Below are 22,959 nucleotides of genomic sequence, written 5' to 3'. Positions count from 1 at the left end.
AAATTGTAAGATTATCCGATTGTAATCAATCGCTTTGGTTTTGGCAATGCCTCTTCTTTTTTAGGTAAGCTCAGTTTTAAAATTCCATTTTCGTAAGAAGCGTCAATTTTAGTACCATCAACGGTCTCTGGCAATGTAAAGGCTCTCTTAAAAGATGAAAATGCAAACTCCCTTCTTGTGTAATTTTCTTTTTCCTCTTTGCTTTCAGTTTTTACTTCGCTTGAAATTGTCAGTAGATCGTTATCCACTTCTACCTTAAAATCATCTTTTTTACCTCCTGGAACTGCCAGTTCCAAAACAAAACCTTCAGAATTATCTTTGATGTTGACCGCAGGTAGGTCGGTGTTCCAATTTTCCATACCCCCAAACCAGTCAGGTTTCATTAAATCATTCATTAGGGTTGGAAAAAACAGATTATTTCTTTTTACTATACTCATGGTGATTCATTTATATTAAACATTAAAATCACCTTACCATAGTCAAATGGTATACCATTACAAAATTAGTGCCATTTTGACATTTATTTAACATTAAAACATGACATAATGTCTTAGTTGTAGTGCGCTTTGAAGATATTGATAAGCACATCTGGAGGTACAACCTTATTAGGGTAATTATGCATTACTTCCAAAACCTGCATTATTGCTGATGGAGGAAGCCCCATAGAAAGGCCAATATTGTGAAGCGTTCGTATCTCTTTCTCATGTTGTTCTTGATCAATATTCATAAGAAGCAATAACCTGTGAAACTGCACAATGCGCTCTGCCTGGGATTTTAAAACAACTTTAGGGGATTTCTCTTTTAAAAGAACATCAAAGGTGCTCTTGTCCACACCAAGATTTGTAGCCACGCCCAACAGAAAGTCATATTCAGAATCTTTTAGGGAATAGTCCACTCTGGCAAACGCAATCATTTGAGAAAGTATGCTTAGTTTTTCTTCGTACGTCCCCATTGTTGTGGTTTTAGGCTAAGTTTCAATAAGATAACTCCAAAACAACCTGCTTTAGTGTACAAAAGGGACAGGTATTCTTGTTGAATGTGTTTTGATGGAAATAAAAAAGGCAACGTTTTACCAACGTTGCCTTACAATTTTGTAATGAATCTGCTCTATCCCAGCACTTCTTTTACCTTATCGGCGGCTTCTTGGAATTGTACTGCTGAATGCACCGCTAAACCAGAATTATCTATAATTTCTTTGGCAAGCTCTGCATTGGTCCCTTGTAATCTTACAATAATTGGCACTTTAATAGCATCTCCCATGTTCTTATAGGCATCTACAACACCCTGTGCAACTCTGTCGCATCGAACAATACCACCAAAAATATTGATTAGAATTGCCTTTACATTAGGGTCTTTTAAAATAATACGGAAGGCTTCCTCAACTCTTTTTGCATCGGCGGTACCACCAACATCCAAAAAATTAGCGGGCTCTCCGCCTGCCATTTTTATCAAATCCATGGTTGCCATGGCAAGTCCTGCACCATTTACCATACAGCCAACGTTTCCATCTAAATCCACATAATTCAACCCTACCTCGCGCGCTTCAACTTCAATTGGATTTTCCTCACGTAAATCCCTCATTTCGGCATATGCTTTTCTCCTATACAGCGCATTATCGTCAATGGACACTTTAGCATCTACTGCCATTATCTTATCATCTGATGTCTTCAAAACTGGGTTGATTTCAAACATACTTGAATCACTTTCAACATATGCCTTATAAAGTGATGAAACAAACTTTGTCATTTCTTTGAAAGCGGTACCAGATAGTCCCAGATTAAAGGCAATTTTACGCGCTTGAAAAGGCATTAATCCCGTTGCAGGATCAATCTCTTCGGTAAAAATCAGATGCGGGGTCTTTTCCGCAACTTCTTCAATATCCATTCCTCCTTCTGTGGAGTACATGACCATATTTCTGCCTGTAGCCCTATTTAGCAACACAGACATGTAAAATTCATTGGTCTCACTATCGCCTGGGTAATACACATCCTCAGCTATAAGCACCTGATGTACTTTTTTACCTTCTGCTGAAGTTTGAGGCGTGATAAGATTCATACCTATTATATTTCCAGCTATTTCTTCTACTTCTTTAAGGTTCTTGGCAAGCTTTACACCACCACCTTTACCACGTCCACCAGCATGAACCTGTGCTTTAATTACATGCCATCCAGTGCCAGTTTCCTGCGTAAGTCTTTTTGCAGCATCAACTGCTTCTTTTGCATTACGTGCAACTAATCCTTGTTGGATCCTAACTCCAAAGCTGGCTAAAATTTCTTTCCCTTGATATTCATGAAGATTCATCTGTGAACTAACTTTAATTTGTGGACAAAAATAGAAAACGACATTGACAAATTGATGGTGAAAAAAGAATAATTAAAGCTGAATTCCAATTTGACAGACCAAATGGATATTACAACTTAAAATACTGCTAGCAAAGGTTGAAAAACTACGCCTTAAAATTTTTGAAATCCAGCGGATCAAAGTTCTTGAAATGTCCGTTTAATTCAATGATAGCCTTAGTACGATTTACCTCGCCCAGCACAGAAGTTGTAGTGTCTAAATGGCTCTTTATAAACAGCAAACGGTCTGTTTCATTTGAAATTTGAAGCAATTCATATTCCTGTTCAAAAGAAAGTCCCATCTTATGAGCCAGTGAATAGCTATTAAATTGTTTGGGAGATATTTTGGTAAAAGGCACCTCCATAAGCCCATAGAGTTTTTCAACTTGGTCTAACACTTCCTTTCTAAGCCCTTCATCTGCATCATTCTTATTATCCAAAAACTCCACATCTCCCCCGGCGTATAATTTCCCTTCCATTTGGTTTTCAAAAGAGAGAATTTTAAATACTTGCCTTGCTACACAAACCACATCCATTTCGCCACTTTCATAAGTGGTAACCACTTCCACCAGCTGTACTTCAGTACCATAGACAATAGTATTATTGATAAACACAGGAATGCCAAATGTAACTGCTTCCTGTCTGCAATCATTAATTAACTGCTTATAACGGTCCTCAAAGATATGCAAGGGCACGGTCTCTCCAGGAAAGAATACAGATTGCAATGGGAATAGGGGTAATCTCATCATTGTAATTTGAGCTAAATGTACAATGCGAAGTTTAAAAGGACAAGTTTATACGTTTTAAGAATTGTTATTTTTAAAACAATTTGTTAAATAATTATTATTAAGTATATTATTTTTGTGCAACTTCCTAGCTTCCTGTAGATTTGTTTTAAAGATTTTAGTACATGGATTCGCAAAATTTATTGAACATTGCAAAGCAATTTGGAGCACCTTTATATGTATATGATGCAGAAAAAATTGCTGCACAGTACCAACGCCTAACAAAAGCCTTTAAAGGGGTCAGCAGCTTGAGACTAAATTATGCGGCCAAAGCTCTTTCCAATATTTCCGTTCTTAGGCTAATGAACAATTTGGGCAGCGGCTTGGATACCGTTTCAATTCAAGAAGTAAAATTAGGTCTTATGGCCGGTTTTAAGCCTGAATCCATTATTTATACCCCTAATGGTGTTTCTCTCGAAGAGATTGAAGAGGCTTCAGCTCTTGGTGTCCAAATAAATATTGACAACCTTTCCATTTTGGAGCAGTTTGGTAGCAAACATCCTGATGTTCCCGTCTGCATCCGTATAAATCCACATGTAATGGCCGGTGGCAATTCCAATATCTCTGTTGGACATATCGATTCCAAATTTGGTATTAGCATCCATCAGATTCCTCATTTACTGCGCATTGTTGATTTAACACAAATGAACATCAACGGGATCCATATGCATACAGGAAGTGATATTTTAGATATTGATGTATTCCTATACGCTTCTGAAATCTTGTTTGAAACTGCAAAAAACTTTAAAGCTCTTGATTTTATAGATTTTGGAAGTGGGTTTAAAGTACCCTATAAAGCTGGTGACATTGAAACCAATGTTGAGGAATTAGGAAAAAAATTAACGACCAGATTCAATGAATTTTGTGCAGATTATGGAAAAGAGCTTACCTTAGCTTTTGAACCAGGTAAGTTTTTGGTAAGTGAAGCAGGGTCTTTTTTGGCCAAGGTCAATGTTGTAAAACAAACCACCTCCACTGTTTTTGCCAGTGTGGACTCTGGGTTCAACCATCTAATTAGACCAATGTTGTACGGAGCTTCACATCAAATTAGCAATATCTCCAATCCAAAAGGGCGAGAACGATACTATTCTGTTGTGGGGTATATCTGCGAAACAGACACTTTTGGTAGCAACCGCCGAATCAATGAAATTTCTGAGGGAGATATTCTGTGCTTTAAAAATGCAGGAGCCTATTGTTTTACCATGGCCAGCAACTACAACTCACGCTACCGACCTGCCGAAGTACTTTGGCACAATGGAAAAGCGCATTTAATTCGTAAAAGAGAAACTTTTGATGATATTCTTCGAAATCAAGTGGATGTAAAAGAATTGTTTGAGGTCTCTGAAAAAGCAGTTGTGAAATAGTATGGGAGTTTTATCCATGCTAATATCCATAACTTTTATTTTTTTAGCTGGATTGCATTTTTATTGGGCTGTATTTGGCATAAAAGACCCCTCAAAGGTCATTCCCACTAAAGAAACAAGCAATAAAGTAAAATCCCCAGGAAAGCTTGCTGCTGCATTTGTAGGCATTGTTTTGCTTTTCTTCGCCTTTGTCTTTATCAATAAGGAAATAGTCTATGTTGAAACTGATTGGATGCACTACGTTCCTATTGGCATTGGAATTTTATTCATTATTCGTGCTTTAGGTGATTTTAAATACGTTGGTTTTTTTAAATCCGCCAAGAACAGTAAATTTTCTGCTTTGGACACCCGGTATTATTCACCACTATGTCTGCTTCTGGGTGCTCTTATCATAATCTTGGAACTATTAAGCTAGATACTATTTTGGCACAATTTTCGTTAGTTTTGTAATAGTCGTAAGACTAAACCCTCAAAAACAAGGAACGATGCGAGCAGTTTTTACCTACTTAACCCAAATAAGTCTATTTCTTTTTCTTTTAGTTGGATTTCAATCCGAAGCACAAAGTGTGGAATGGGTTAGCTGGGAAGAGGCTGTGCAATTATCCCAAACCGATGCCCAACCTAAAAAAATATTCATCGATGTATACACCGACTGGTGTGGCTGGTGCAAGAAAATGGATAAAGACACCTTTCAAAACCCCGAAGTTGCGGCGTATATGAAGGAGAATTTTTATATGGTAAAGCTAGATGCCGAAGGTAAAGACCCAATTGATTTTCAAGGAAAGACCTTCAAGTTTGTTCCCTCAGGAAGAAGGGGCTACCATGAGTTTGCAGCTGCGCTTTTACAGGGTAAAATGAGTTATCCCACGGTTGTATTTTTAGATGAAAAATTAAATATGCTTTCGCCAGTTCCTGGATATCAGAAAGTAAAGCCATTTATGCAAATAGCACGCTATTTTGGTGATAATATCTATAAGGATAAGGACTGGAATACCTATGCAGGGAAGTAATGGTTATGGGATAAAATTGCAATCACCATCAATTACATCCTGCTTGGTAGGATTGTAGGCGTTCTCGAATATATTTATAGTTCCACTAAAACCGTTAGACAATAAAGGTTGTAGGTCACAAAAATCCTCCAAATTTTCGTTTTTACTAATTACCACATCCCCATTAACTTCAATCAAATTTTCAAATGCTTTAAGATTTGTCAAGCCGATTGCACCCGGTATACCATTAACTATATTAGATGAATTGGCATCATTGATGATTAATCCTTCACCGATGTGTGTAAGCCCCCAACTACTATCCAAGTTAAATTCATTGCTTCCTCCAGATATGGTTAGAGAACCCATAACAGTTTGCAAATTTTCCAATATTATAGTAGGTAACCCATAATTTTCGTGAAATTCTAAATTACCTCCAACATGAACAAGGTTAGAAAGAAAATCAACATTTGTATAGCTTGTTCTTCTAAACCGAAGATTCCCAATTACTTCGGATAAATTTTCAAATGCCTGTAAATCTACTAGATTAGGATATCCAGAATCATAAAAATCACCTTCAATCGAATTCAGGCTCTCAAACCCAATAAGTTCAGACAATGTACCTCCACCATCAAGATATACTCCTCCCAAATAACTTAAATTTGAAAATCCTTGGACCTTTTCCAAATTTGTATTGCTAGATATATACAAAGTTCCTTCGATTGAGATTAGGTTATCAAAGCCAATTATTTCATTGAGTTTATCCATTTGTGTAATCCAAAAGTCTCCTCCTATTGTTTCCAGATTATTGAGTCCAGAAATATCCTCTATTTGCCCCCCCCATAACTGTAGAATTCCTTTTATTACTCTTAAATTCTCTAGAGCATCTAGGTTTTTAAGATTGTCATTCCTATGTATCTCTAAATCACCATTAATCTCTTGAAAACTTGAAATTCCAGAAATACTCGCCAGAGAATTATTATCTCTCAAATAAATACCCCCACCAAGAAATACCAAATTTGAAAGTCCTTGTATGTTTTCCAAATCAGAGTTGTTCCTAATTATCAATCTCCCTCCAATTCCAACAAGTCCATTCAAACCATCAATATTCTTTAGCACATCATTGTAACGTATCAACAGATCACTTCCAATTGATTCTAGATCTGATAAAAAATTTAGATCACTTATATTAGAACAGCAAAAAACGTTTGAACCAATTGTCAAAATCCCTGTTATTTCACTATAACCTTGACTCCCAAAACTTTCCACATCTTCTTGTGACCCTAAATAAACATCTCCATTAAAAGTTTTTGGGGTATTCTTCAAAGTGGTAAATGTAATTTCATTTCCATAAGTAGTCCCTTCAGCATTGGTAGCATAGGCCCTTACAAAATATTTAGTGTTCTCTTCAAGATCAGACATGGTAACGTTAAAAGTTCCTTCTCCTGTCCCATTGGTAGTTTTACTATCATCCAGCATTGGACCTGAACCAGTATCCCATACAAATCCCCTTGCTGTTACTTGACCACCACCATCGCTGGTAATGGTTCCATCAACTTCAGCAGAATTTGTTGTAATGTTTCTAGCTGCATCCGTGTTCACTGATGGAAGATCTATCTCAACCATTTCATTAGGACTGCTAGAATCGCTGCTGCAACTAAAAAAGATTAGAAAAAGAAAGATAATAGAGGGTTGCCTGAACATGATAAATTAAATTGGTAATCCAAGAATACCATTAATCTTCCAGATACAAAAGAGTTTTAGACAAAATGAAAAGTTATTCTTTTAATGAAATTAACAATTACCTGCTGTAATTAGGGCTTTCTTTGGTAATGGTCACATCGTGGGGATGGCTTTCATTAATCCCGCTAAAGGTAATTTTAACAAAGCGTCCAGATTCTTTGAGCGTTTTAATATCCTTGGCACCACAATAACCCATACCAGCTCTTAATCCACCAATAAATTGGTGCATACTTTCATACAAATCTCCTTTATAGGGAACGCGGCCAACAATACCTTCAGGTACCAGTTTTTTGATATCATCCTCCACATCTTGAAAATAACGGTCTTTACTTCCCTCTTTCATTGCTTCCACAGACCCCATTCCTCGGTACGACTTAAATTTTCGACCTTCATAAATAATGGTTTCTCCTGGAGATTCTTTGGTTCCTGCTAACAAAGAGCCTAACATAACCGTATCGGCTCCCGCGGCAATAGCTTTGGGAATATCACCAGTATAGCGGATACCTCCATCGGCAATTACCGGAACTCCTGTACCTTTTATAGCTGCGGCCACTTCCAAAACGGCTGAAAACTGTGGAAATCCTACTCCAGCTACTACGCGAGTTGTACAAATAGATCCTGGTCCAATGCCCACTTTAACGGCGTCCGCTCCGGCTTCAACCAAATACTTCGCGGCTTCACCAGTGGCAATATTACCAACAATGACTTCTAATTTCGGAAACGCTTTTTTAACTTCTTTTAATACGTTTACCACACCTTTGGTGTGACCATGCGCGGTATCAATTACAATTGCATCTACACCCGCATTAACTAAGGCCCCTGCCCTATCCACTGCATCTGGAGTTACCCCAATGGCCGCGGCAACACGTAAACGACCGTACTGATCTTTATTTGCACTAGGTTTTTGGGTCAATTTGGTGATATCTCTAAATGTGATAAGTCCAACAAGCACATCATTATCATCTACAACAGGAAGTTTTTCAATCTTGTTCTTCTGCAAAATGACCTCGGCATCTCCTAATGAGGTTCCCTTGCCAACGGTAACTAAATTCTCAGAAGTCATTACCTCAGAAATAGGTCTATCATTATCTTTCTCAAACCTCAAATCCCTGTTGGTAACAATCCCAATGAGCTTTTTATTTTCATCAACAATTGGGATTCCGCCAATGCTATGCTCCTTCATATTGGCTTTGGCATCCCCTACTATAGAATTCAATGGGAGCGTAACTGGGTCCATAATCATACCACTTTCTGCCCTTTTCACCTTCCTTACCTTAATGGCCTGTTGTTCTATGGTCATGTTTTTGTGCAAAACGCCAATACCACCTTCTTGAGCCATAGCAATGGCCATTTGAGACTCGGTAACCGTGTCCATAGCGGCAGAAACAATAGGAACATTAATGGTAATGTTTCTAGTAAATTTAGTTTGAATATTAACTTCTCTCGGGAGTACTTCTGAATATCCTGGCACAAGTAGTACGTCGTCGTACGTTAAACCTTCGCCAAGAATTTTGTTAAGGTGGGCTTCCATTGCAATTACGGATTAATTGCGTGCAAATATACCATATTTTAATTCAAAAATTCTATGTGTGGTATTCGTTCAAATATTATTTCTATTTTTATTTAGACTTATTATAAATAATAATATCTTTATCTTTTTAAATGAAAGAATTATGTGCTCCTCTATTGTAGTATTGAACCAAACTAAAAATGGCATGCTAAGCTTTTGTAATCGCAGTAAGTTGTTTCAACTGGTTTTTAATAATCTGTGCTTTGAGTTTTACGAATGGGAGTTGAACGCCTTCACATCTTATGTGAAATCATTGGATGTTGGCTATTGGGAAAAAGAGCTTCAATATTGGGTTCATGAGCGTAAAATTCCCATTTCCGTAGGCCAAAATCATTTTATAATACTGGTGAGCAAACAAGAAGTTTATGAAATAAAGAATCTGCTATCTACTGAAAAACCCGAAATAGATATACTTCATTATAAGGATATTAATTACAGGTTTATTGAAAACTAGTTTCTAAAAAGTAGGGAGGAAATTAAAAAGTGAATTGGATTTAACTACTTCTGACTTCTAAAACATTGGATAAACACAAGTAGCGCAGAAAACGTGAAGGTTATCGTCATTAAAATTCCAGAAAAAACCACCACATATTTTAGCCATAAAATTCCCTTCCACATCAAATATATTCCCCCAAAGGTCAATAGCACAGAGAGAAAAGGTTCAATGGTTAAAAAGAGTTTCCATTTCTTCGGAAACCTCGTAATCCAAACTAGTCCACCCAACAAAAAAAAGACAAAGGACATGGATAGGATATGGGTATGTACAATGGTGAGCATTTCACGGTCTCCTTTTTTGAACTTCATTATAGTGGCATCTACATCTTGCTCGTTGCCCAAATAATTTTCTTCCACACCGGCCGGAGTTTCAGAATCAGTCTGTTTTACGAAAAGGAGTCCTGTAAAAAAACCTATGGAAAGTATCACAACAAATACGGCTATAAAAAGTCTAATTTCCTTTGGAAAGGTGGTCAAAAGTCCATTGTAATTCATTACAACTTCCCTTTTTCCTGAAGGATACCAATAGTTTGAAAGAGGTTGTCCATGGATTTTGTCATAGACTGCACGGAAATGGTTGCACCTGAAATGGCATCAATATTGGTCTCACAGTTAACCCTATCTCCACCTGTTTTTCCAAGAAATTGTTTTAACCATCTTTTGCTTCCTATTTCACCGCCATACTCCTCCCTATAAATTAAAACCTTGGAGTTTATCACTTTTAGGTCATGGTCAAAAACCACTAAATAGTCAAATTTTGCAGTTTTGCTAGGCGCTTGATCCACAAAAACATATCCGAGAAGTGAATTTGTATCGTTTACCCGGTACAAATTTGATCCTGAAATTTTGGTGGGAAGTACTTCATTCAACTCATTTGGAACGGTAATGGAATCCATAGTAAAGTCGGCCACTTCAAAAGTTTTCTCAACCTCTTTTTTCACTCTTTTCTGTACCCCTTTTGGGATACCAAATCCTACGAGAAGAAACAAAGCAAGTATAAAAGTGTATGGTTTTACCAATTTCATCCCCCAAATATATATATTAATTTAGACTTATTATGAATAAAAATAAGGTAAAGATTGCATTAACAATTATATAAAAGGTGTGGTTAAAACCACACCCCTATTCCAAAGTTAAGTCTATCGGTAACATCGCTGTCATCCTGAGCATTGCTTCTAAACTGGTAATCGCCTTTAATGACAACACCTGGAGCAATATGGTACGTTAATCCTGTGGTTACATCTGTTCTGTCGTATGCTTCGTTTTCAACTAGAGCTCCATCTGTATTTGCATGTGTATCGTATTTCTCATATCGCGTAAAGGCAAAAAGTTTTTGTCTTTTGCCTCTTGGAAGAAGATTATAGGCACCTTCTACGTACCAGCCTTGCAGAGCACTTCCCAAATCCCTTCCTGTTAAGGTATTATATGCTTCTGTATCGGAAAGTGAAGCATGGATAAATTGTCCTCTTGCTGTAAAACGCTGATATGCGTATCTGGCATCTAAACCAACCATAGCAATTCCAATATCAGAACCATCAGCCGCTTCAATATCATCATCTGCCTGTGTTCTTCCAAAATAAGTTGATAGTCCTAAACGTAACCCACGAATTCCATAATAATCCAACTTTGTAGAAAAATTAGGGCTATCTATTGTGGACCTAATCCCTTTTTGGCGTCCGCTACGTAAACCATTGGAACCTCTTAGAATCCCAGTAATTCCACCTTCGCCATCTGCTTCTGCAGATTTGAAGCCATTAAAAAGATATGCTTGGTATCCCAACGAAATATTGTTAAACCTTCCGGTCACCCCTACTCCAAGCTCTCTCCAGGTTGTAGGTACTATAACATTATCCACCGCAGGTCTTTCTGTTCCGTTAAAGGTTGTTGGTTCGTGAAATTCATTCACAATACCCATGGGCACCAACATTAAACCACCACGAACATTAAAATTTGGTGCTGCATTATAGTTTACAAAAGCTTGTTCTACAAATACCTCTTCAACATGTTCAAATTCAATTTCCGTTACAAACTGGGTGCGATCATCAAAACGATATCCGAAAAGAACGACTAGACGCTGTACATCTATTTCACCATTCCCTCCTTCAGGTTGGTTGTATAGCATTTCACCATAAGCACCTACCGTAACAGCAGAAGCATAATTGCCCGAAAGTAAACGCTGTGCAGCATTTATCTGTTTTTGTGGGTCTAATGTTATGGAATCAGTTTGGGTTTGAGCAAAAATTAATGATGAAAATAAAAATGAAAAAAGGAAAACAAAATGCTTCATTGTATTGCTTATTATTATTTAGATTGGTTTTAAATAAATGAGGGGGCAAATATATTTCTACTATCAGAATAGACCAAATTTATTTAGACTTAATTTAAATAGAATCCAATATTTAACATTTAGGTAAACTCTTTCCCAGTATTTAAAGGATTTAATGATAGACGGAAAAGAGTTCCGTGGCCTTATTATAGGCAGCTTCAAAAACCATCCAGTTAACCCCTGAATCTGCTTTTTCCGTAGTGAAGTAGGATAACATTTTCTCTGTTGGCATATTTCCGGTAAGTTCATCCTTTGCCATAGGACATCCTCCAAAACCTTGCACTGCACCATCAAAACGCCTACACCCTGCCTTATAGGCTGCATCCACTTTTTCATGCCATTTGGTTGGCGTTGTATGTAAATGCGCTCCGAATTCGATATTTGGATATTTGGGGATTAAATTGGAAAACAAATAGTCTATAATTTCTGGTGTAGAGCTCCCAATTGTATCTGATAGGGATAGAATTTTTGCTCCCATAGCTGCCAGTTTTTCGGTCCATTCACCTACTATCTCCACATTCCAAGGGTCCCCGTAAGGGTTTCCAAAGCCCATAGAAATGTACGTCACTACCTCTTTGTTCTTAGCATCCGCTATCTCTAAAATACCTTTTAGGGTTTCCACAGATTGCGCAATGGTCTTATGTGTATTACGCATTTGAAAGTTTTCCGAGATGGAAAATGGATACCCTAGATAATCAATGGCATCGTGCTGACCAGCATCATTGGCACCTCTTGTATTGGCCACAATGGCCAACAGTTTGCTTTTCGTTTTGGTTAAATCCAACTGCGCTAAAACATCGCCTGTATCAACCATTTGTGGAATAGCTTTCGGAGAAACAAAGCTTCCGAAATCAATAGTATCAAAACCACAACCCAATAGGGATTGAATGTACTTTACTTTTTCCTTTGTTGGAATAAAAGTTTTTATGCCCTGCATGGCATCTCTTGGACATTCTATGAGTTTGATTTTTGACATAGGTTGCCTGTAAAATTAACACTATTTATCCGATAGAAATAGGTAAATGGCAATCCCAATGAAAACTACAATCTGCAACCACTTAAGGTAAATACCCGTATTTGGATATTTTAAAAGATAGCTGGAAATACTTCCGGCCAGGAACGCGATAGTGCTGAAAACAACAAAGGCCGACAACATAAAAAGCAACCCAAGTACATAGAATTGCGTTACGGTGCTTAGTTCATTGCTAAAAAGAAATCCTGGGAAAAAAGCTAAAAAGAAAATGGTCACTTTAGGATTAAGCACATTCATAGTGAATCCTTTCCAAAACAGTTTGGATAATCCTTTTGCGGGATTGACTTTCTGATCTAAAGAAATAGCAGAACCGCTTCTGTAGACCATTATGGCCAAATATATAAGATAGGCGGCTCCAAAAAGCTTGATGCCAAAAAAAAGGGAATCGCTCCGTTTAATGATTTCAGAAATGCCAAAAGCCAACAAGGTAGTGTGCACAAGACATCCGCTTACCAGCCCAGCTACCGTTGCCAATCCTGATTTTACCCCATTGGAGATACTCTGGGTGAGTACAAAAATGTTATCTGGTCCCGGCGAAATGGCAAGTGCTGCCGATGCCATTACAAATACCAAAAGCGTGTCATAATTCAAAATGTACAAGTTTAGCAGGGGAAATTACAAAATTATACATGCGACAAGGTTGAGTATTCTACCAAGTGTATGCTGGTGGCTCTATGCGATTCATTCGAAGGTAGAGATTGGCCTTGGCCCTATGGTTGGTTAAATGATCTTGTACATAAAAAAATGCAAAAGCCCTGCTTACCGTATTTCCACTGTGGTACATTACACATGTTTCGTCTAATTTGGATTGTTCAATATCATAAATCACTTCAGTGGTATAGGAAAATCCTCTTTTCAAGAGCTGTATAATTTCTGTTTTACTCATTTTGGAAGCATCAGGAGTATTTGGCTTTACTTCCATTCCTTGCACATAACGCTTGGTAAGCAATTCTATGGTATACCCAATATGCACCATTTGCTCAGCAAATGTTTTGCTTTCTGTTGTTGGTTGGTATGTATATAATTCCTCAGGCATGGCATTGGCGACTTCCAAACAATGCTTCTGTGCCTCCATCCAAACAGGTAGGTACATTTTTGCGAATGCTGTTTTTGGTTCCCTTTTATTTTGCGCAAGTATTACCACCGCAACTAGCAACGTTACGGATGTACAAATAATGTTTTTCATGATATATATAGAATTAGGCCTTTGCGAGTATAGCCTGATTTATTTTTTTGATAAGTGCAGGTCCTTCATATATAAAACCCGTATACAACTGCACCAAGTCGGCGCCCGCATCCAACTTTTCTAGAGCATCTTCGGCCGAATGTATGCCGCCAACACCAATAATTGGAAACGCTTTGTTGCTTTTTTCTGCTAAAAACCGAATCACTTCTGTGCTTCTCTTGGCCAATGGTTTTCCACTGAGACCACCTTTTTCCTCTGCCAAGGTAAGATGGGCTTTTAAGCCTTTTCTTGAAATAGTTGTATTGGTTGCTATAATTCCGTCAATCGCAGAATCTTCCATAATGGAAATAATGTCCATCAACTGATCTTCTGTTAAATCCGGTGCGATTTTTAATAGGATGGGTTTTTCCTTTGATTGGTATTTCTTTGCCAATTTCCCATTTTGATTCTTTAACTTTTTCAATAATTTGGTCAAAGGCTTTTTGTCCTGTAACTCTCTAAGTCCCGGTGTATTGGGAGAGCTCACGTTTACCACAAAATAATCCACATGCTCAAAAAGAGCCTCAAAGCATATGAGGTAATCCTTTATGGCATTTTCATTTGGGGTGACCTTGTTTTTTCCAATATTACCTCCAATGAGCACTCTATGTTTCTTCTTAAGCTGTTCCACAGCTTCAAAAACGCCTTTATTGTTAAAGCCCATCCGATTGATAATCGCTTGATCTTCTAACAACCTGAATAACCTTTTTTTTGGGTTTCCCTCTTGGGGTTTTGGCGTTAAAGTTCCTATTTCAATAAAACCAAAGCCAAAATCTGAAAGCTCATTATAGAGTTTGGCATCTTTGTCAAATCCTGCAGCAAGACCAACCGGATTTTTAAATTTTAATCCAAACACTTCTCGCTCTAATCTTGGGTCGTTTACAGCAAGTGTTTTTCTGAAAATTCGGTTTACTCCTATTCTGGATAGTATTTTAATGGCACCAAAGGAAAAGTGATGTATCGTTTCTGCATCGAATAGAAAGAGGATTGAGCGGATGAAGAACTTGTACATCTATAAAAATTTTGGACAAAAATATAAACTCTGCTTACAGAATTTCACAAATTCACTATTTTTCGTCAACCGACCTATCTACATAGATAGGACGCAAGGTAATTTGTTCACAAAGTTCTATATAAAGGTTGTATTGGTTGTCATTAAAAATGGCCAATAAACGCAGGTCGAGCATACGAGAGTTTTGTTTCATACTGTCTAAAATATCCCTGTATTTGTAAGACATTGTCATTAAATCCTCTGGGGAACTCTGCGCATGTCTATTTAAGAGGTGTTTAGCCTGGTCTTTTAAAATTCCATTCCTAATCTTAAGTTCGGCTCCCCAATTCTTTAATTTTTCCGATTGTACATCATTAAGCTGAAAGACAGCAACAATGGTTTCATCGTCTTGCCCTCCTATTCCCAAGAAGCATTCTTCTTGCGCAGCACTAAAAAAGCAGGAGATTAAAGAGATATAAAAAATAATTGGCTTCAATGGTTTGGTTTTCAGTGTGGGGTAAGATAGTTTTTACCCACTGCTTTTTCTTAAAATCACGATTGAATAAACGTTATTTTTGATGAAACGCACGATATGGAAAAATTACTACCTCGATTTCTAGAATATGTTGCTATTGATACACAGAGTGATCCCTACTCTAAAACCACGCCCAGTACAGAAAAACAATGGAATTTGGCAAAAAAACTGGTGTTGGAGCTTCATCAAATCGGAATGCAAGAGGTTTCCATAGATGAACATGCCTATATCATGGCTACACTTCCTAGTAATATAGACAAAAAGGTGCCCACTATAGGTTTTGTTTCCCATATAGATACCACTCCAGATTTTAGCGGTAAAAATGTGAAGCCGCAAATTGTAAAAGACTATGACGGGGAAGAAATTATCTTGAATAAACAAAAGGAAATCGTGCTATCTCCAGATTATTTTGAGGATTTGTTGCAATATAAAGGTCAAACATTGATTACCACAGATGGTACTACCCTTTTGGGTGCAGATGATAAGGCTGGTATTGCAGAAATTGTTACGGCCATGGAGTATTTGGTGCAACATCCTGAAATTAAGCATGGTAAAATAAGAATTGCCTTTACCCCAGATGAGGAGATTGGACGTGGCGCCCATAAATTTGATGTTGAAAAGTTTGGCGCAGCTTGGGCTTATACCATGGATGGAAGTCAGGTTGGGGAATTGGAGTTTGAAAACTTTAATGCCGCTAGTGCCAAGATACAGATTGAAGGGAAAAGCGTACACCCGGGATATGCTAAAAACAAGATGGTGAATGCCATTGGAATCGCCAATGAATTTTTGGGCCTTCTACCACCTCGAGAGGTGCCAGAAAAAACATCGGACAGAGAAGGTTTTTTTCACGTGCATAGCATTAAAGGTGAAATTGAAAGTGCCGAGATACAACTCATTATTAGAGATCATGATCAGGAGCATTTTGAAGCTAGAAAACAACTATTGCATGATATTACAGCAAAGCTGCAAAAGAAATATGGCGACTATATCACATTAAACATTGAAGACCAATACCGCAATATGCGAGAGAAGGTAGAGCCCGTTTTTCATATTGTTGAAATTGCAAAGGAAGCCATGGAATCTCTAGGCATTGAGCCTATCATAAAGCCAATCCGTGGAGGGACTGATGGCTCTCAATTAAGTTTTATGGGACTTCCTTGCCCTAATATTTTTGCTGGAGGGCATAATTTTCATGGAAAGTATGAATACGTACCATTGGAAAGCATGGAAAAAGCAGTTCAGGTAATTGTGAAAATTTGTGAGCTAACCGCTGTTCAAATAAAGTAATATGGAAAAATTGGAGAAACTTAATGTATACTACCAGAAAGAACATCACTTTAGAGCAGGAATTCAAATTCTGCGGGAAATCGCTTTACAAACTGATTGTGTAGAAGATTATAAATGGAACATTCCGGTATATACCGTTAATGGTAAAAATGTGTTCGGCATCTGCAGATTTAAGCACCATTTTGGAGTATGGTTCTATAATGGTGTTTTTTTAACCGACCCAAAAAAGGTATTGCGGAATGCACAGGAAGGTAAAACTAAAGGCATGCGCCATTGGTATTTTTCCAATGAACAAGATATTGATAATACCACGGTCCTTGCATATATGGTTGAATCTATAGAGAATCAGAAAAACGGAAAGGAAATTGTTAACTCAAAAAATGAAAAGTTAACAAGCATACCTGTTTTACTGAAGACAGAATTGAGCAAAACCAATACGCTTAAGGTAGCTTTTGAAGCATTATCACCATATAAGCAAAAAGAATATTGTGATTATATTTTAGAAGCTAAACAAGAAAAAACAAAAATTAGGCGATTGGAGAAAATACTTCCCATGATAGCAAATGGAGTTGGACTTAATGACGCTTATAGATAATTGGATTACACCTTAGGAAGTTCCCATCCGTTGTGATATGTTGGTGTTATAAGACCATTGGCCATGTCATTGTCAAAAACATTTTGTTCTTTGTTCCAGCTTACTTTAGTTCCTGTTTTAAAGGCGATATTCCCCATATGGCAAACTAATGCTGTATTATACCCAACTTCTATTGGAGCTGTGAGTGAAGAAGCATCCCTTGTTTTTACTGCTTCAATAAAATTGGATGTATGTAAATCCAATCCATTGCCTTGATTAGTTTGCAAGGGAACTTGCTCAATTTTGGGGCCTAAATCTGTACTCCAGTCCGGGCGATTATTTTCAGGAATCACTTCCCAACCCCCTCGATCTAGGACCAAAGTTCCATTGTTTCCAATAAATGCAATGCCATGGTTACGATTATAATTCCCGCCATCAATTCCCGTAGCATGCTCCCAAAGAATTGAAAAATCCTCGTACTCGTATACAGTTTGTAATGTGTCTGGTGTTTCAGAAGCATCATTTGGATAAGCAAATTTACCCCCTAAGGCCATTACAGCTTTTGGAGTAGATGCTTGCATTCCATATAACGCATAATCAATCAGATGCACCCCCCAATCCGTCATCAATCCTCCCGCATAATCCCAGAACCATCTAAAATTAAAATGAAATCTATTATTGTTAAAGGGTCTTTTTGGAGCAGGGCCCAACCACATATCATAATCCACACCTTTAGGAATCGGGCTATCACCAATGTTAGGAACTGGTTTCATCCACCCTTGATATGCCCAAGCTTTTGCTAAACGTATCTTTCCAAGTTTACCAGAATGCACATAATTTATAGCATCCACAAAATGAGGTTGGCTGCGCTGCCACTGCCCTATTTGAATCATCCGATCATTAGCATGTACAAAATCTAACATGGCTTTGCTCTCTGCGATTGAATTTGCAATAGGCTTTTCGCAATACACATCTTTACCTGCGGCTATGGAATCTGTCAATTGCAAACAATGCCAGTGATCAGGTGTTCCTATTATAACCACATCTACATCCTTATCATCCAACAGTTCTCGATAATCCGAATACCACTTTGGCTTCTTAATTTCTGCTTTTTCCAATTCTTCTGTCCTAGAGCGCAGCACGTTCTCGTCTACATCACAAAGCGCGACAACTTCGGTTTCTGATATTTTCAAGGTGGATATCAAATCAGCAAAACCCATCCCTTTGCAACCAATAACCCCTATTTGTATCCTGTCATTGGGACTTACATTCTTTCTGATTTTCGCTAAGAGTTCAACTGGGAAAAACATCGGAGCACCCAAGCCCATTAGGCCAAGTGAACCTTTTTTAACGAATTCTCTTCTTGTTGCCATTCGGTTGGATTTTCCCAAAAGATACAAAAAAGCCTCTTGAAAAATTTCAAGAGGCTCGTCTAAAATAGATTTGTGCTAAGCTTATTTCTTGACAGGAGCGGTCAATTTCTTGCTCATTTCCATTGAAATGGCAGAGCGGTCAAATTTTAACCTACCAGCCATGGTTTCAATAACACAAGAAAAGTCCTTGTCATTTAATTCCACAACCTTTCCGTGGAGTCCACTTTTGGTTATTATTTTATCTCCTTTTTTAAGCTCTGAAGTAAATTTTTTCTCATCCTTCTGACGCTTGATCTGTGGGCGGATCATAAAAAAATATGCGACCACGAAAATCAATATCAGTGGTAAAAACTGTCCAATATTTTCCATCTAGATTTTAGTGCTATTTAACAGGACCAGCTGGTTGAGCCTCCTTTGGATTAACAAAGGCCTTGATTCTCAAAAGCTCAGTTCCTTTTTCTGTATTGGCCGTAACGGTAACGGTTTTGGTAACCTGGTTTTGACCTGAACCGTTAAATTTTACCATTAACTCTCCTGAATCGCCAGGTGCAATTGGAGTGTTTTTTGGATATTCTGGAACCGTACAACCACAGCTACTTTTAGCATCCGTTATAATCAAAGGTGCGTTACCAGTATTGGTAAACTTAAATATGGTCTCTTGCGCAGTACCTTGGGCAATTGTTCCAAAATCATGCTCTGATTTTTCAAAACTCATAACGGGAAGCTGCTTTTGTGCTTCATCTCTATCTGTAGCACTTTCAACATTGTCAGCAACTATTTTACTAGAGGCTTTATCCTTGCAGGAAACACTAACAAGGGCAACAGCCATAATCAAACTAAAAATTGTTGTTATTTTTTTCATACTAAAAATTTATTTTTCCAAAATTAATCAAATATTGTTTATTGTAAACCCCTACCTATTTTTTGTAGTTTTCCTTCCGATTTATACTCCTTTGCCAATTTATCCAAAACTCCATTAATAAAAATGCTGCTTTTTGGAGTGGAGTATTCCTTTGCAATTTCCAAATATTCATTTAAGGTTACTTTCTCTGGTATAGATGAAAAGTTAAGTAGTTCGCATATTGCCATTTTTAAGATAATTGAATCAATCTCTGCAATACGATCATTATCCCAATTCGGAGTTTTACCCTCTATCTCTTTTTCCCATTTGGCATCGTTGAGCAATGTTTTGGTAAGAAGATTCTTTGCAAAAACCATATCTTCTTGGTCCTTTAATAACGCAGGTAGGAAGAAATTATCGCCAGATTTGGCATTCGCTTTGCGCAATCTTTTCATCAAAAAAGTATTGACAATAGGAATATCATCTACCCAAGTAAGCTTGTCATCCTCAAAGTATTCGTATATTTTTTCGTTCGGGGCGACTATGTTCTTATATAGCTGGAGTACTGCTTCCCTATCATTTTCATAATCATCTTTGCCATCATTCATATAGTTCTTATAGATGTCACTTGCAATGACCTCCTTATAGATGATTTTCACGTATTCCTCATTCAAATACCAATTGTTCAATTTTCTTTTGGACAATTCTTTTTGAAGGGATTCGTTTTTTGAAATTTGAAGCAGAAGTCTATTATTGACAAACTTTTCTTGGTTTGGATAATCATCTTCTTCGGTTGCCAAGTATTTTGTTGTAGCGTGCTTTGCATGCTTTTCGGCCATGCGATGCAACTCGGCCAATAAGCTCAAAATCAGCAAATAGAGCACATACATATTCTCTATGCTCACCTTTAGAAACTTTTCCTGTTTTTCCAAAGAATCGTCTTTGGACTGGATCAATGCATAAATGCATTGCATTACTTTTACTCTGATATGCCTTCTGGTAAGCATTTTAAAGAACTTTTAAAGTCATTGATTGGCTTTCACTGCGCAAAAGTAATCTTATATTTTAATCCTTCCTATCAAAGTTGTTTTCTTATCACTTTTATAACATTTACTTTGTGGGTAATCGTATATATTTGCTGAATTGCCATCAAAAAACAACTTCCAAAAAACTAGCTATTCCCTCTTATGAAGGAACTAAAACACCTTAACAAATACTTTAAAAAATACTGGTTTAAGCTATTTATGGGGATTTTAATCACCATCATTGCCCGTGTTTTTTCGCTTATAATGCCATCTTACGTAAATAAATCCATTCAGGCCATAGAAGGATTTATCGCAGAGACCATTACCAAGTCTGAAGCCAGAGAACTGCTGTTCGGGTATATTCTTATTATTGTTGGGGCAGCTTTGCTGTCTGGTCTATTTACTTTTTTAATGCGACAAACGATCATTAATGTTTCACGCTACATCGAATATGATCTAAAAAATGAGGTTTTTGATCATTATCAATTGCTGAACCTCAACTTTTATAAGAAAAATAGAATTGGGGACTTAATGAATAGAATCAGTGAAGATATTAACCAAGTGCGTATGTATGGAGGTCCTGCAATCATGTATGGTATCCAGACTATTACGCTTTTCGCCTGCTTAATTCCTTTAATGTTCATTAAAGCGCCCACTTTAGCAGCCTACACACTACTTCCTTTACCTATTTTATCTGTTTTAATATACCAAATCAGTAAAATAATTCATAAACGAAGCACCAAAGTGCAAGAGTTCCTATCCACGCTTTCAACATTTACACAAGAATCTTTCTCTGGAGTAGCGGTGATAAAAGCTTATGGACTTGAACCAAAAACAAATGCCGAGCTAGAAACTTTGGCGGTAGATGGAAAAAATATTAGCATGGATTTAGCCAAGGTAAATGCTTGGTTTTTCCCGCTAATGATTTTGCTGATCGGTATCAGTAATATTTTTGTAATCTACATAGGGGGCAAACAATTCATAAGTGGAGAAATAGCCTCAATAGGAATTATTGCCGAGTTTATTTTATACGTTAATATGCTCACCTGGCCTGTCGCTATCGTAGGATGGTTAACTTCCATTATTCAAAGGGCAGAAGCTTCTCAAAAGCGAATCAATGAATTTTTAAAAGTGGAACCCACTATCAAAAACGAGGTTGCGCAATCAACGGCAATTACAGGAAATATTGAGTTTAAGGATGTCACCTTTACTTATGACGATACCAATATCACAGCACTCAATAAAATCTCATTCAACATAAAAGCAGGACAAACTGTTGCGTTTCTAGGAAAAACAGGGTCAGGAAAATCGACAATACTTGATTTAGTAGCGCGCTTATATGACGTTTCTTCAGGAAAAGTATTGGTTGATGGAGTTCCTGTGCAACAATTGAACCTTAATAGTCTAAGAAGTTCAATTGGTGCCGTGCCTCAAGATGCTTTTCTTTTTTCAGATACCATTGAAAATAATATTCGTTTTGGAAATGAAAATGCCTCATTGGAAGAAATAGTTGATGTTGCAAAACAAGCTGTAGTCCACGAAAATATAGAAGGTTTTGCCAAAAAATATAACACTATTCTAGGGGAACGGGGTATTACCCTTAGTGGTGGTCAAAAACAGCGAGTCTCTATAGCCAGAGCGCTATTAAAAGATCCACAGATATATCTATTTGATGACTGTTTGTCTGCGGTGGACACTGAAACTGAAGAGGAAATACTCAACAACTTAAAGCAGGTATCCCAAGATAAAACCACCTTAATTGTGAGCCATAGAGTTTCATCAGCTAAAAATGCCGATAAGATAATTGTGCTAGAAAACGGTGCCATTATACAAGAGGGAACCCATGAAGAATTGAACAATGTCGAAGGGTATTATAAGGAACTCTACTTGAACCAACTCTCTGAGAAAGAATAGGAAAAAAGTTGCTGGATTAGCTTTTTTTTTACATTTTTGGTAGAATTATTCATCATTGCACTAAATACACACACTAGACCATATGGGCGATAAAGATATAATGGATCAGGAAGAAATTTACTCCAAAGTCTTACGGGCAGGGAGAAGAACCTACTTTTTTGATGTTAGAAGTACCAAAGCAGGTGATTATTATTTAACAATTACTGAAAGCAAGAAATTCACTCACGATGATGGTTCCTTCCATTATAAAAAACATAAAATCTACCTTTACAAAGAAGATTTTTCAGCTTTTAGAGAGATAATGGAGGAAATGATGGATTACATTATCGATGAAAAAGGTCAAGAAGTAATCTCAGAAAGACACCAGAAAGATTTTAAGAAAGAAGAAGAAAACGATACCAGTGAGAATGGTCCTAGTGAAAATGGAACCGCAACAGGTAACTTCACAGATGTTGATTTTGATGATATCTAGTTTTAAAAATCTTTAAAAAAACCATAAAACGGCCTGTGTAATGCAGGTCGTTTTTTATTTTTAACATCGACTAATTCAAAC

The 22,959-nt window shown here is 37.3% G+C and carries 26 protein-coding genes; 8 read left to right on the top strand and 18 right to left on the bottom strand.

Annotation, left to right across the window (positions count from 1 at the left end):
• Positions 1 to 11: 11 nt before the first annotated feature.
• From FVB32_RS10830 to FVB32_RS10815, 4 genes are all read right to left on the bottom strand, one after another.
• A complete protein-coding gene (locus tag FVB32_RS10830) occupies positions 12 to 437 on the bottom strand; it encodes an Hsp20/alpha crystallin family protein (protein WP_147743814.1) in 426 nt (141 codons plus the stop codon).
• 113 nt (positions 438 to 550) lie between these two features.
• A complete protein-coding gene (locus FVB32_RS10825; protein WP_147743813.1) occupies positions 551 to 952 on the bottom strand; it encodes a TerB family tellurite resistance protein in 402 nt (133 codons plus the stop codon).
• A 155-nt stretch (positions 953 to 1,107) separates the two neighbouring features.
• On the bottom strand, positions 1,108 to 2,301 hold the full coding sequence (gene sucC, locus FVB32_RS10820; protein ID WP_147743812.1) for an ADP-forming succinate--CoA ligase subunit beta: 1,194 nt from the start codon (positions 2,299 to 2,301) through the stop codon (positions 1,108 to 1,110).
• Between the two features lie 145 nt (positions 2,302 to 2,446).
• Positions 2,447 to 3,088: an LON peptidase substrate-binding domain-containing protein gene (locus FVB32_RS10815; RefSeq protein ID WP_246139873.1), complete on the bottom strand. Its 642-nt coding sequence runs from the start codon at positions 3,086 to 3,088 to the stop codon at positions 2,447 to 2,449.
• Positions 3,089 to 3,249: 161 nt separating this feature from the next.
• On the opposite strand from FVB32_RS10815, the gene lysA reads away from it, so the two are divergent.
• The 3 genes from lysA (at position 3,250) to FVB32_RS10800 (ending at position 5,498) form a co-directional block, all read left to right on the top strand.
• Positions 3,250 to 4,488, top strand: a complete 1,239-nt coding sequence (lysA, locus tag FVB32_RS10810; RefSeq protein ID WP_147743810.1) for a diaminopimelate decarboxylase — start codon at positions 3,250 to 3,252, stop codon at positions 4,486 to 4,488.
• A 1-nt stretch (position 4,489) separates the two neighbouring features.
• Complete coding sequence (locus FVB32_RS10805; RefSeq protein ID WP_147743809.1) at positions 4,490 to 4,903, top strand: DUF3995 domain-containing protein; 414 nt, start codon at positions 4,490 to 4,492, stop codon at positions 4,901 to 4,903.
• Between the two features lie 70 nt (positions 4,904 to 4,973).
• Positions 4,974 to 5,498, top strand: a complete 525-nt coding sequence (locus FVB32_RS10800; protein ID WP_147743808.1) for a thioredoxin family protein — start codon at positions 4,974 to 4,976, stop codon at positions 5,496 to 5,498.
• A 3-nt stretch (positions 5,499 to 5,501) separates the two neighbouring features.
• Here the strand turns inward: FVB32_RS10800 and FVB32_RS10795 are convergent, their stop codons facing one another.
• Both FVB32_RS10795 and guaB read right to left on the bottom strand, forming a co-directional pair.
• Positions 5,502 to 7,178, bottom strand: a complete 1,677-nt coding sequence (locus FVB32_RS10795; protein WP_147743807.1) for a leucine-rich repeat protein — start codon at positions 7,176 to 7,178, stop codon at positions 5,502 to 5,504.
• 97 nt (positions 7,179 to 7,275) lie between these two features.
• Positions 7,276 to 8,748 carry an IMP dehydrogenase gene (gene guaB, locus FVB32_RS10790; RefSeq protein WP_147743806.1) on the bottom strand — a complete coding sequence of 491 codons (1,473 nt, stop codon included), beginning with the start codon at positions 8,746 to 8,748 and terminating at the stop codon, positions 7,276 to 7,278.
• 142 nt (positions 8,749 to 8,890) lie between these two features.
• On the opposite strand from guaB, the gene FVB32_RS10785 reads away from it, so the two are divergent.
• A complete protein-coding gene (locus FVB32_RS10785; protein ID WP_147743805.1) occupies positions 8,891 to 9,241 on the top strand; it encodes a DUF6686 family protein in 351 nt (116 codons plus the stop codon).
• A 44-nt stretch (positions 9,242 to 9,285) separates the two neighbouring features.
• Here the strand turns inward: FVB32_RS10785 and FVB32_RS10780 are convergent, their stop codons facing one another.
• From FVB32_RS10780 to FVB32_RS10745, 8 genes are all read right to left on the bottom strand, one after another.
• Positions 9,286 to 9,777 carry a hypothetical protein gene (locus FVB32_RS10780; RefSeq protein ID WP_147743804.1) on the bottom strand — a complete coding sequence of 164 codons (492 nt, stop codon included), beginning with the start codon at positions 9,775 to 9,777 and terminating at the stop codon, positions 9,286 to 9,288.
• Positions 9,777 to 10,307 (bottom strand): FMN-binding protein, encoded by a 531-nt coding sequence (locus FVB32_RS10775; protein ID WP_187269557.1) that lies wholly within the window; start codon positions 10,305 to 10,307, stop codon positions 9,777 to 9,779. Before FVB32_RS10775 ends, FVB32_RS10780 begins: the two co-directional genes overlap by 1 nt.
• Before the next feature lie 83 nt (positions 10,308 to 10,390).
• The gene (locus FVB32_RS10770; protein ID WP_147743803.1) at positions 10,391 to 11,569 is read right to left on the bottom strand and encodes a hypothetical protein; all 1,179 of its coding nucleotides are present in this window, start codon (positions 11,567 to 11,569) and stop codon (positions 10,391 to 10,393) included.
• A gap of 151 nt (positions 11,570 to 11,720) precedes the next feature.
• Positions 11,721 to 12,584, bottom strand: coding sequence for a hydroxymethylglutaryl-CoA lyase (locus FVB32_RS10765; RefSeq protein WP_147743802.1), 864 nt, complete (start codon positions 12,582 to 12,584; stop codon positions 11,721 to 11,723).
• 21 nt (positions 12,585 to 12,605) lie between these two features.
• Positions 12,606 to 13,232 (bottom strand): LysE family translocator, encoded by a 627-nt coding sequence (locus FVB32_RS10760; RefSeq protein WP_246139871.1) that lies wholly within the window; start codon positions 13,230 to 13,232, stop codon positions 12,606 to 12,608.
• Positions 13,233 to 13,290: 58 nt separating this feature from the next.
• Complete coding sequence (locus FVB32_RS10755; RefSeq protein WP_147743801.1) at positions 13,291 to 13,827, bottom strand: DinB family protein; 537 nt, start codon at positions 13,825 to 13,827, stop codon at positions 13,291 to 13,293.
• Positions 13,828 to 13,840: 13 nt separating this feature from the next.
• Entirely contained in the window at positions 13,841 to 14,878 is a 1,038-nt protein-coding gene (locus FVB32_RS10750) for a quinone-dependent dihydroorotate dehydrogenase (RefSeq protein ID WP_147743800.1), read from the bottom strand.
• Between the two features lie 55 nt (positions 14,879 to 14,933).
• Complete coding sequence (locus tag FVB32_RS10745) at positions 14,934 to 15,353, bottom strand: hypothetical protein (protein ID WP_147743799.1); 420 nt, start codon at positions 15,351 to 15,353, stop codon at positions 14,934 to 14,936.
• Positions 15,354 to 15,449: 96 nt separating this feature from the next.
• Between FVB32_RS10745 and pepT the strand changes: the two genes are divergently transcribed.
• Together pepT and FVB32_RS10735 are read left to right on the top strand one after the other, a co-directional pair.
• Positions 15,450 to 16,679 (top strand): peptidase T, encoded by a 1,230-nt coding sequence (pepT, locus tag FVB32_RS10740; protein ID WP_147743798.1) that lies wholly within the window; start codon positions 15,450 to 15,452, stop codon positions 16,677 to 16,679.
• Between the two features lies 1 nt (position 16,680).
• Positions 16,681 to 17,274, top strand: coding sequence for a YdeI/OmpD-associated family protein (locus FVB32_RS10735; protein ID WP_147743797.1), 594 nt, complete (start codon positions 16,681 to 16,683; stop codon positions 17,272 to 17,274).
• A gap of 5 nt (positions 17,275 to 17,279) precedes the next feature.
• On the opposite strand, the gene FVB32_RS10730 is transcribed toward FVB32_RS10735, so the two are convergent.
• The 4 genes from FVB32_RS10730 to nusB all read right to left on the bottom strand — a co-directional run bounded on the left by FVB32_RS10730 (position 17,280) and on the right by nusB (position 20,474).
• The gene (locus tag FVB32_RS10730; RefSeq protein WP_147743796.1) at positions 17,280 to 18,626 is read right to left on the bottom strand and encodes a Gfo/Idh/MocA family protein; all 1,347 of its coding nucleotides are present in this window, start codon (positions 18,624 to 18,626) and stop codon (positions 17,280 to 17,282) included.
• A gap of 81 nt (positions 18,627 to 18,707) precedes the next feature.
• Complete coding sequence (yajC, locus tag FVB32_RS10725) at positions 18,708 to 18,995, bottom strand: preprotein translocase subunit YajC (RefSeq protein ID WP_147743795.1); 288 nt, start codon at positions 18,993 to 18,995, stop codon at positions 18,708 to 18,710.
• Positions 18,996 to 19,008: 13 nt separating this feature from the next.
• A complete protein-coding gene (locus FVB32_RS10720; RefSeq protein WP_147743794.1) occupies positions 19,009 to 19,488 on the bottom strand; it encodes a DUF1573 domain-containing protein in 480 nt (159 codons plus the stop codon).
• 38 nt (positions 19,489 to 19,526) lie between these two features.
• Positions 19,527 to 20,474 (bottom strand): transcription antitermination factor NusB, encoded by a 948-nt coding sequence (gene nusB, locus FVB32_RS10715; protein WP_147743793.1) that lies wholly within the window; start codon positions 20,472 to 20,474, stop codon positions 19,527 to 19,529.
• Positions 20,475 to 20,654: 180 nt separating this feature from the next.
• Between nusB and FVB32_RS10710 the strand changes: the two genes are divergently transcribed.
• Both FVB32_RS10710 and FVB32_RS10705 read left to right on the top strand, forming a co-directional pair.
• Positions 20,655 to 22,406 carry an ABC transporter ATP-binding protein gene (locus FVB32_RS10710; protein WP_147743792.1) on the top strand — a complete coding sequence of 584 codons (1,752 nt, stop codon included), beginning with the start codon at positions 20,655 to 20,657 and terminating at the stop codon, positions 22,404 to 22,406.
• Positions 22,407 to 22,488: 82 nt separating this feature from the next.
• Entirely contained in the window at positions 22,489 to 22,878 is a 390-nt protein-coding gene (locus FVB32_RS10705; RefSeq protein WP_147743791.1) for a PUR family DNA/RNA-binding protein, read from the top strand.
• Positions 22,879 to 22,959: the final 81 nt, after the last annotated feature.

The sequence above is a fragment of the Flagellimonas hymeniacidonis genome (genome assembly GCF_008040165.1).
In the GTDB taxonomy this organism is placed as follows: Bacteria; Bacteroidota; Bacteroidia; order Flavobacteriales; family Flavobacteriaceae; genus Flagellimonas; species Flagellimonas hymeniacidonis.
Note: the sequence above shows the minus strand (reverse complement) of the source record. Positions and strands in the feature narration are given on the sequence as shown.